The sequence below is a fragment of the Thauera phenylacetica B4P genome, assembly GCF_000310225.1.
GTDB lineage: Bacteria > Pseudomonadota > Gammaproteobacteria > Burkholderiales > Rhodocyclaceae > Thauera > Thauera phenylacetica.
The window spans coordinates 1-8,915 of record NZ_AMXF01000177.1 but is presented as its reverse complement, the minus strand read 5'-3'; the positions used below and the strand labels follow the sequence as shown (position 1 = coordinate 8,915).

At 69.9% G+C, this 8,915-nt stretch carries 10 protein-coding genes and 1 pseudogene; 6 read left to right on the top strand and 5 right to left on the bottom strand.

Annotated features, from left to right (window positions below; genetic code table 11):
• The coding region (locus tag C667_RS17230; RefSeq protein WP_004371591.1) for a PHP domain-containing protein at positions 1-254 on the bottom strand (254 nt) is incomplete at its 3' end.
• Between the two features lie 194 nt (positions 255-448).
• Between C667_RS17230 and C667_RS17225 the strand changes: the two genes are divergently transcribed.
• The 6 genes from C667_RS17225 (at position 449) to gltX (ending at position 5,563) form a co-directional block, all read left to right on the top strand.
• Complete coding sequence (locus C667_RS17225) at positions 449-1,420, top strand: ABC transporter substrate-binding protein (RefSeq protein ID WP_004371590.1); 972 nt, start codon at positions 449-451, stop codon at positions 1,418-1,420.
• A gap of 89 nt (positions 1,421-1,509) precedes the next feature.
• Positions 1,510-2,400: an ABC transporter permease gene (locus tag C667_RS17220; RefSeq protein ID WP_004371588.1), complete on the top strand. Its 891-nt coding sequence runs from the start codon at positions 1,510-1,512 to the stop codon at positions 2,398-2,400.
• Between the two features lies 1 nt (position 2,401).
• Positions 2,402-3,196: an ABC transporter ATP-binding protein gene (locus C667_RS17215; protein WP_004371586.1), complete on the top strand. Its 795-nt coding sequence runs from the start codon at positions 2,402-2,404 to the stop codon at positions 3,194-3,196.
• Between the two features lie 202 nt (positions 3,197-3,398).
• Positions 3,399-3,713 carry a type II toxin-antitoxin system RelE/ParE family toxin gene (locus C667_RS17210; protein WP_004371583.1) on the top strand — a complete coding sequence of 105 codons (315 nt, stop codon included), beginning with the start codon at positions 3,399-3,401 and terminating at the stop codon, positions 3,711-3,713.
• Between the two features lie 6 nt (positions 3,714-3,719).
• On the top strand, positions 3,720-4,004 hold the full coding sequence (locus C667_RS17205) for a helix-turn-helix domain-containing protein (protein ID WP_004371581.1): 285 nt from the start codon (positions 3,720-3,722) through the stop codon (positions 4,002-4,004).
• Positions 4,005-4,150: 146 nt separating this feature from the next.
• Complete coding sequence (gene gltX / locus C667_RS17200; protein ID WP_004371579.1) at positions 4,151-5,563, top strand: glutamate--tRNA ligase; 1,413 nt, start codon at positions 4,151-4,153, stop codon at positions 5,561-5,563.
• 747 nt (positions 5,564-6,310) lie between these two features.
• On the opposite strand, the gene C667_RS17195 is transcribed toward gltX, so the two are convergent.
• The 4 genes and pseudogenes from C667_RS17195 to C667_RS17180 all read right to left on the bottom strand — a co-directional run.
• Positions 6,311-6,751, bottom strand: coding sequence for a phasin family protein (locus C667_RS17195; protein ID WP_004371577.1), 441 nt, complete (start codon positions 6,749-6,751; stop codon positions 6,311-6,313).
• A 137-nt stretch (positions 6,752-6,888) separates the two neighbouring features.
• Positions 6,889-7,551 (bottom strand): response regulator, encoded by a 663-nt coding sequence (locus tag C667_RS17190; RefSeq protein WP_004371575.1) that lies wholly within the window; start codon positions 7,549-7,551, stop codon positions 6,889-6,891.
• Positions 7,548-8,678: a PAS domain-containing sensor histidine kinase gene (locus C667_RS17185; protein ID WP_004371573.1), complete on the bottom strand. Its 1,131-nt coding sequence runs from the start codon at positions 8,676-8,678 to the stop codon at positions 7,548-7,550. Before C667_RS17185 ends, C667_RS17190 begins: the two co-directional genes overlap by 4 nt.
• Positions 8,675-8,915, bottom strand: a pseudogene (locus tag C667_RS17180) (bifunctional tRNA (5-methylaminomethyl-2-thiouridine)(34)-methyltransferase MnmD/FAD-dependent 5-carboxymethylaminomethyl-2-thiouridine(34) oxidoreductase MnmC); the annotation flags it as partial. The pseudogene C667_RS17180 and the gene C667_RS17185, both read right to left, overlap by 4 nt.

Here is an 8,915-nt window from a genome sequence, read left to right as displayed (position 1 = left end):
GCGAGCAGCACGAGGCAGGGGCCGTCGGCGAGGCGCAGCTCGCAGCCGACGATCAGGCGCGGGCGGCCGGCCTCGGGCAGGGCCTGCAGCGCGCGCCAGGCGCGCACCACGCCGGCGAAGGAGCACTCGTCGGTGAGCGCGATCGCGCGGTAGCCGAAGGCCGCCGCCTGCGCGACGAGCTCCTCGGGGTGCGAGGCGCCGCGCTGGAAGCTGAAGTTGCTCAGGCAGTGGAGTTCGGCGTAGGCGGGAAGCATGAGTGGACTGTAAAAAAATACAGTCTTTCGAGCAAGCCGGATCGGAGCGTGCCCCGGCGGTTGCGGGTCCACCGCAATCGCGGAATCCGGACCTGCTGTTAAACTTGCGCCTTCACGACACCCTGCCGGCCACGGTGCCGGCCAAGCCCCTTTCTCGAAGAATTTCCGGCCGCACGGCCACAAAGGAGACCTCCATGTCCTTCCCCCTGTCCCGCAAGGTCCTGTTCGGCGCGCTGGCGCTCGCGTTCGTGGCGGCGATGCCCGTCCACGCCCAGCAGAAGTCGGTCGCCATCACCGCGATCGTCGAGCACCCTGCGCTCGATTCGGTGCGCGACGGGGTCAAGGAGGCGCTGGCCGCGGCCGGCTACGAGGACGGCAAGAACCTCAAGTGGCAGTACCAGAGCGCCCAGGGCAACACCGGCACCGCGGCGCAGATCGCGCGCAAGTTCATCGGCGACAAGTCCGACGTGATCGTGGCCATCGCCACCCCCTCGGCGCAGGCGGTCGTGGCCGCGACCAAGGACATCCCGCTGGTGTATTCCGCGGTGACCGATCCGGTGGTGGCCAAGCTGGTGCCCTCGATGGAGCCCTCGGGCACCAACGTCACCGGGGTGTCGGATGCGCTCGAGCTCGACAAGCAGATCGCCCTCATCAAGCGCGTCGTTCCCGCTGCCAAGCGCGTCGGCATGGTCTTCAACCCGGGCGAGGCCAACTCGGTGGTGGTGCTCGAGCAGCTGCGCAAGCTGCTGCCCGAGCACGGCATGAGCCTGGTCGATGCCGCCGCGCCGCGTTCGGTGGACGTCGGCTCGGCCGCGCGCAGCCTGATCGGCAAGGCCGACGTGTTCTACACCAGCACCGACAACAACGTCGTGTCGGCCTACGAGGCCCTGGTCAAGGTCGGCATGGACGCCAAGATCCCGCTCGTCGCCGCCGACACCGACAGCGTCGCGCGCGGCGCGGTCGCGGCCTACGGCATGGACTACAAGGCGATCGGCGTGCAGACCGGCGAGATCGTGGTCCGCATCCTCAAGGGCGAGCAGCCCGGCGCGATCGCTTCGCAGTACAGCAAGAAGCTCGAACTGCACGTCAACCCGGTCGCGGCGCAGAAGATGGGCGTGACCCTGCCCGAGGACCTCGTGAAAGAGGCCTCCAAGGTCATCCAATAAGCTTCCGGTTGCGCGGCCGCGCGGTCGCGGCCATGCGGGGCGCCGGCAGTGGCGCCCCGCGCTGTTCTTACCCCAACGGTAGCCTCCCCATGTCCCTCTACACCCTGCTCGGGGCGCTGGAGATCGGCCTGATCTTCAGCCTCGTCGCCCTCGGCGTGTACATCTCCTTCCGGCTGCTGCGCTTTCCCGACCTCACCGTGGATGGCAGCTTCCCGCTCGGCGGTGCCGTCGCCGCGACCATGATCGCCGCCGGCCACGACCCCTTCACCGCGACCATCGCGGCGACGCTCGCCGGTGCGGTCGCCGGCCTGCTCACCGGCTGGCTCAACGTCAGCCTCAAGATCATGGACCTGCTCGCGAGCATCCTGATGATGATCGCGCTGTACTCGATCAACCTGCGCATCATGGGCAAGCCCAACGTGCCGCTGATCACCGAACCCACCGTGTTCAACCTGCTGCAGCCCGAGGCGCTGGCCGACTACGTGTTCCGCCCGCTGCTGCTGGTCCTCGTGGTGCTGGCGGTCAAGCTCGCGCTCGATGCCTATTTCTCCACCCAGAGCGGCCTGGCGATCCGCGCCACCGGCTCGAACGCGCGCATGGCGCGGGCGCAGGGCGTCAATACCGGCATGGCGATCCTCGCCGGCATGGCGCTGTCGAACGCGCTGGTGGGCCTGGCCGGGGCGCTCTTCGCGCAGACCCAGGGCGGCGCCGACATCTCGATGGGCGTGGGCACGATCGTCATCGGCCTTGCCGCGGTGATCGTGGGCGAGAGCCTGCTGCCCTCGCGCAAGCTCTACCTGGCCACGATCGCGGTGATCCTCGGCGCCATCGTGTATCGCTTCTTCATCGCGCTCGCGCTCAATTCGGACTTCATCGGCCTGCAGGCGCAGGACCTCAACCTCGTCACCGCGGTGCTGGTGACGGTCGCGCTGGTGGTGCCGCGCCTGCGCGCGCACTGGTCCGGCAAGAAAGGAGCCTGACATGCTCAAGGCCAGCGAGCTGCGCCTCACCTTCAACCCCGGCACCCCGATTGAGACGCAGGCCCTGCGCGGCATGTCGCTCGAGATCCCGACCGGGCAGTTCGTCACCGTGATCGGCTCCAACGGCGCCGGCAAGTCGACCTTCCTCAACGCCGTGTCGGGCGAGCAGCGCGTCGACAGCGGCAAGATCGAGATCGACGGCATCGACATGACCCGCCAGCCGGTGTGGGGGCGCGCGCGCCACGTCGCGCGCGTGTTCCAGGACCCGCTCGCCGGAACCTGCGAGGACCTCACCATCGAGGAGAACATGGCGCTCGCCAAGATGCGCGGCGAGCGCCGCGGCTTCTCCTTCGCGGTCAAGCCGGCGCTGCGCGAGGAGTTCCGCGCCCAGCTCTCCACGCTGGGCCTCGGCCTGGAGAACCGCCTGTCCGACCGCATCGGCCTGCTCTCGGGCGGCCAGCGCCAGGCGGTGAGCCTGCTGATGGCGGCGCTGCAGCCCTCGCGCCTGCTGCTGCTCGACGAGCACACCGCCGCGCTCGACCCGCGCACCGCCGCCTTCGTGCTCGAGCTCACCGTGCGCATCGTCGCCGAGCACAAGCTCACCACGATGATGGTCACGCACTCGATGCGCCAGGCGCTCGACGTCGGCCAGCGCACGGTTATGCTGCACCAGGGTCGGGTCGTGCTGGATGTCTCCGGCAAGGAGCGCGAGGGGCTCGACGTGCATCACCTGCTCGACATGTTCGAGAAGGTGCGCGGCGAGAAGATCGACGACGACGCGCTGCTGCTGGGCTAGCGGGTGGGCGTTGCGGGGCGCCGTGCCGGCGAGTGCGTATTCGCTTGCTGGGGAGGCGTGATTTGCTCAGCCGCCACGCTCGGTCAGTGGCGGATGAGCAAATGAAAGACCTGACCCCGCGTTTGTGACCCCGCGTTTGTGACCCCCGCATTTGTGTTCACTCGAATTTCCGTTTTATCAAATTACTTATATAATTGAACGCGTGAAACCGCTGCGTTTCGTCGGTTCGAGCCTGGACGATCTGAAGAGCTTTCCGGCGGAGGCGCGCCGGGAAGCGGGCTTCGAACTGGATGCGGTGCAGCGAGGCTTGATGCCTGCCGACTTCAAGCCAATGCTGGCGGTCGGAGCGGGCGCTTACGAAATCAGGGTGAGAGTACTGGGCGAGTGGCGGATCATCTACGTCGCCAAGTTCGAGCGCGCGGTATATGTGCTGCACGCCTTCCAGAAGAAGACGCAGAAAACGCGCAAGGAAGACATTGAGCTGGCGGCCCGCCGTTACCGGCTTGTCGAGGAGTAAAGCGTGATGAAGACCGAAGCAATCGTCGAGTCCTCGGGCAATGTGTTTGCGGACTTGGGTTTTTCGCGGGAAGAGGCCACGCTGCTGGCAATGCGCGCCGAGTTGATGGCGCACCTGCGCGAAACCATCGCCCGCAATGGCTGGACACAGGCGCAGGCGGCGCAGCATCTGGGCGTGGGCCAGTCCAGGGTGTCGGACCTGGTGCGCGGCAAGTACGACAAGTTCAGCCTCGACATGCTGGTGACGCTTGCGACCCGCGCCGGGGGGCGTGTGGAACTGGCGGTGCGCTGACCCGTACCGAAGCCTCCGCAGCTTGCGATCCGGATGTCGTGGGCGCATGGACATCCGCGCCGCGCGCTTTCCTGCCCTCGGCACCGCCGATGTCACGGGTGATCGCTTAGAATCCGCGTTTTGCCCAAGATCGCACCGACGCTGCCATGTCCCAGAATTCCGCTTCCCGTCCCATCCGCACCCGCTTCGCCCCCAGCCCCACCGGCTACCTGCACATCGGCGGCGCGCGCACCGCGCTGTTCTCGTGGGCCTTCGCCCGTCGCCACGGCGGCACTTTCGTGCTGCGCATCGAGGACACCGACGTTGCGCGCTCCACGCCCGCGGCGGTGCAGGCCATCCTCGACGGCATGCAGTGGCTGGGCCTGGAGCACGACGAGGGCCCGTTCTACCAGATGCAGCGCATGGACCGGTACAAGGAGGTCATCGGCCAGATGCTGGCCGCCGGCACCGCCTACCACTGCTACATGTCGTCCGAGGAGCTTGACCAGATCCGCGAGGCACAGCGAGCGCGGGGCGAGAAGCCGCGCTACGACGGGCGCTGGCGCCCCGAGGCGGGCAAGACCCTGCCGCCGCCGCCCGCGGGCGTGCAGCCGGTGGTGCGCTTTTGCAACCCGGCAGACGGCGTGGTCGCCTGGGACGACCTGGTGAAGGGCCGTATCGAGATCGCCAACGCCGAGATGGACGACTTCATCATCGCGCGCGCCGACGGCACGCCGACCTACAACTTCTGCGTGGTGGTGGACGACTGGGACATGGGCATCACCCACGTGATCCGCGGCGACGACCATGTGAACAACACCCCGCGCCAGATCAACGTGCTGCAGGCACTCGGCGCCGAGGTGCCGCTGTACGCGCACCTGTCGATGATCCTCGGCGACGACGGCACCAAGCTCTCCAAGCGCCACGGCGCGGTGAGCGTGATGCAGTACGACGAGGATGGCTACCTGCCCGAGGCGGTGATCAACTACCTGGCCCGCCTGGGCTGGAGCCACGGCGACGATGAGGTCTTCAGCCGCGAGCAGTTCGTCGAGTGGTTCGACCTCGACCACATCACGCCCTCGGCCGCGCAGTTCAACACCGAGAAGCTCAACTGGCTCAACGCGCAGTACATCAGGAAGGCCGACGATGCGTTGCTGGCCGCCGAGGTCGCCAACCGCCTGGCGTGCCGCGAGGTGAATCCCGAGACCGGGGTGAGCCTGGAGGCGGTGGTGGCGCTGTACAAGGACCGTGTCGCCAACCTCAACGAGCTGGCTGATGCGGCGGAGCTGTTCGTGGCCGACGTGCATCCGGCGCCGGAGGTGATCGGCCAGCATCTGACCGACGTTGCCAAGGCCGCGCTCGCCAGCCTGCGTGCGCGCCTGGCCGCGGCGGAGTGGAACAAGGCGGCGCTCAGCCAGGCGATCAAGGACACGATGGCCGAGCACGGCCTGAAGATGCCGCAGGTGGCGATCCCGCTGCGGGTGGCGGTGCTCGGCGTGCCGCAGACGCCCGCGATCGACGCCGTGCTGGAGGTGCTGGGGCGCGAGCGCGTGCTCGCGCGCCTGGATCGCCGCCTCTGAGATCGGGGCCGCCTTCGCGCCTGCCGGCGCTCCTACAGTGCCGGGTTCGCAGCTGCCGCAGCTCCTACAGGGGGTCCGGGACGCGCGATGGTTCCTGTAGGAGCGCCGGCAGGCGCGAAGGCGGCGGTGGCATCCGGGACGTGCGTCGAGCGCCGGAGCGCCGGGTTCGCAGCTGCCGCAGCTCCTACAGGCGGGCCGGGACGCGCGGTGGTTCATGTAGGAGCGCCGGCAGGCGCGAAGGCGGCGGTGGCATCCGGGACGTGCGTCGAGCGCCGGAGCGCCGGGTTCGCAGCTGCCGCAGCTCCTACAGGGGGCCGGGACGCGCGATGGTTCCTGTAGGAGCGCCGGCAGGCGTGAAGGCGGCGGTGGCGTCCGGGACGCGCGTCGAGCGCCGGAGCGCCGGGTTCGCAGCTGCCGCAGCTCCTACAGGCGGGCCGGGACGCGCGATGGTTCCTGTAGGAGCGCCGGCAGGCGCGAAGGCGGCGGTGGCATCCGGGACGTGCGTCGAGCGCCGGAGCGCCGGGTTCGCAGCTGCCGCAGCTCCTACAGGCGGGCCGGGACGTGCGGTGGTTCATGTAGGAGCGCCGGCAGGCGCGAAGGCGGCGGCATCCGGGACGCGCGTCGATCACCGGAGCGCCGGGTTCGCAGCTGCCGCAGCTCCTACAGGGGGGGCCGAGGCGCGCGGTGGTTCCTGTAGGAGCGCCGGCAGGCGCGAATGCTACGGTCGAGAACTGGTGGCGAGGCGGATCAGGCGGCCTTGCGCATCGTGCGGCTGCGCGGCTCGGCGGCGGCTTCGGCCTGGAAGGCCTCGACGCTGCCCAGCTTGCGCGCCTGCTCCAGCATCGACTGCATCGAGGCCTGGAGGTCCTCGAAGTGGCGGCTGCCGAGTTCGAGCAGCTCGCTCTGCGCGCCCGACACCACCTCGTTCACCTGCTGCAGGTAGGTGCCGAGCTGCTCGAGCGCCTGGCCCTGGGTCTCGCGCTGCTTCGTGAAGCTGGCCTCGAGGTCGCTGCCCGGCTGGGTGATCGGGGCGGCCGAGGCGGCCTCGCACAGCGCGCGCGCGGCGCCGAAGTTGAGCGCGAACAGCTTCTCGGAGGTGTCTAGCGCGATCAGGGCATAGGCCTGGAACTGCTCGAAGCCGTTGCGGGTCGAGTGGGCGAACTGCTGGATGGCCGGATGGGTGTTCATGGCGAAGTCTCCGCTAAAGGATGCCGGGTGGATCTCTAAGTCCATGATGTTAAGCGGGGCCCCGTTTCGGGCATATACAGCGTTCGCAGTGTTTGGACTACCGGCTTCCGGGTAGTCGTGGACGCGGGCGGAGGCGTTCAAGCCGCGCCGCCGGGGTTCGCGCTCGGGCTGATGCCGCTGCGGATCGCGTAGCGCGTGAGCTCGGCGACGTTGTGCAGGTCGAGCTTGCGCATCAGGTTGCGGCGGTGCACCTCGACCGTCGAGGCGGCGATGTGCAGCCGCTCGCCGATCTGTACCGAGGTCAGGCCCTCGGCGATCAGCTGCAGCACCTGGCGCTCGCGCGCGGTGAGCCGCGGGGCGGCTGCATACACGCCGGGGCTGTCGCGAAGCGCATCGGCGACCGTCGCGGCGACCTCGGGGCACAGGTAGCTGCGCCCCTCGCATACGGTTCGGATCGCGCGCAGCAGCTCGTCGCCGGCCTCGCCCTTGGTGATGTAGCCGCGCGCGCCGGCGGCGAGCAGGTCGATCACGAACTGGCGGTCGGCGAACGCCGACAGGCCGATCACGCGCAGCGCCGGATGGCGGGCGAGCAGGCGGCGGGTGGCCTCGATGCCGTCCATGCCCGGCATCGCGATGTCCATGCAGACCAGGTCGACCGGCTGGGCCTCGGCGATCGCGAGCACCTCCTCGCCGCTCGCCGCCTCGGCGACGACCTCGAGCTCCGGGTCGCGGGCCAGCAGCGCCCGCAGCGCGTGGCGGAACATCTGGTGGTCGTCGGCAAGCAGGATGCGCAGGCTCATCGGGTCGTTTCCACGGGGTGGGGCTCGGCAGGCAGGTGCACCTCGATCACGGTGCCGTCGCCGGGGCGGGTATAGAGCCGGAAGTCGCCGCCGGCGAGCTCCACGCGCTCGCGCATCGTGATCAGGCCCAGGCCCGGCGTGCTGCCCGCCTCGCCGAGGCGGGAGAGGTCGAAGCCGACGCCGTCGTCGCCGATCTGCAGCAGGATGCCGCCGGTGCCGGTGTCGGCGCCGAGCTCGATGCGCACGCTGCCGGCGCGGGCGTGCTTGGCGCAGTTGGTCAGCGCCTCCTGCACGAGGCGGAAGCACAGCGTCTGCGCCGCCCGCGAGAGCGCCGGCGGGGCGCTGCCGGACTCGGCGTCGATGCGCACGTCCAGCCCGGTGCGGGCGCGGAACTGGGCGACGTATTCGCGCAGCGCGGGCAGCAGGCCGGAGTAGTCGAGCGTGGCCGGGCGCAGGTTGGTGCAGATCTCACGGATGCCGGCGGTGGTGTCGGCGAGCAGGGCTGAGGCGTCCTCCAGCAGCGGCGCAAGTTCGCTGCGGGCGGACTCGGGCAGGGCCTCGGCGAGGCTGGAGAAGAGGATCCGCAGCGCGGCGAGGTTGGGGCTGGCGCGGTCGTGCAGCGCGCTGGCGAGCTCGCGGCGCTCGCGCTCCTCGATCTCGACGAGGTGGCGGGAGAGCTCCTCCAGGCGTTCCAGATGCTCCAGGCGCTCGGACTCCAGGCGCCGGCGCTCGGTGATGTCCTGCACCGTGCCGTAGAGGCGGAACACGCGCCCGGTCTCGTCGGCGACCGGGACGATCACGGTGAAGTGGCGACGCTCCTCGCCCGAGGGCAGCAGGACCTCCTGCTCGAGGGCGCAGCGCCGGCCGGTGTCGATCGCCTCCCAGAACAGGTCGCGGGTGCGATTCGTCGAGTCCAGGCTGAAGTAGCCGAGCGCCTCGTTGAGGTCGGGCACGCCGAGCGCTTCCGGCCGCTCGAAGAGGCGGAAGAGCTCGCGCGACCAGTGCATGCGGCCGGTGTGGCGGTCGAGCTCCCAGTCGCCGACGCGGGCGAGGTCCTGGGTGGCGGCGAGGCGGAACTCCGCCTTCTCCAGCGCGGCGCGCAAGGCTTCGAGCCGGGGCGACCTCATTCGCGCACCGCCGTCTTGCCCGCCGGGCGCAGCACGAAGCGCGCCGGATCGATGGCCTCGAGCAGATCGCGTTCGAGCGGCGCGGGGTCGCCTTCGAGCGCGCTGGCGAGCAGCTCGGCGGCGAGCGCCGACCACACCAGGCCGCGCGCGCCGTAGCCCGAGAGCGCGAACAGCCCGGGTTGGCGCGCCAGCTCGTCGAGCCTGCGCGCAGGCGCGGCGTCGGCCAGGGGCGCCGGA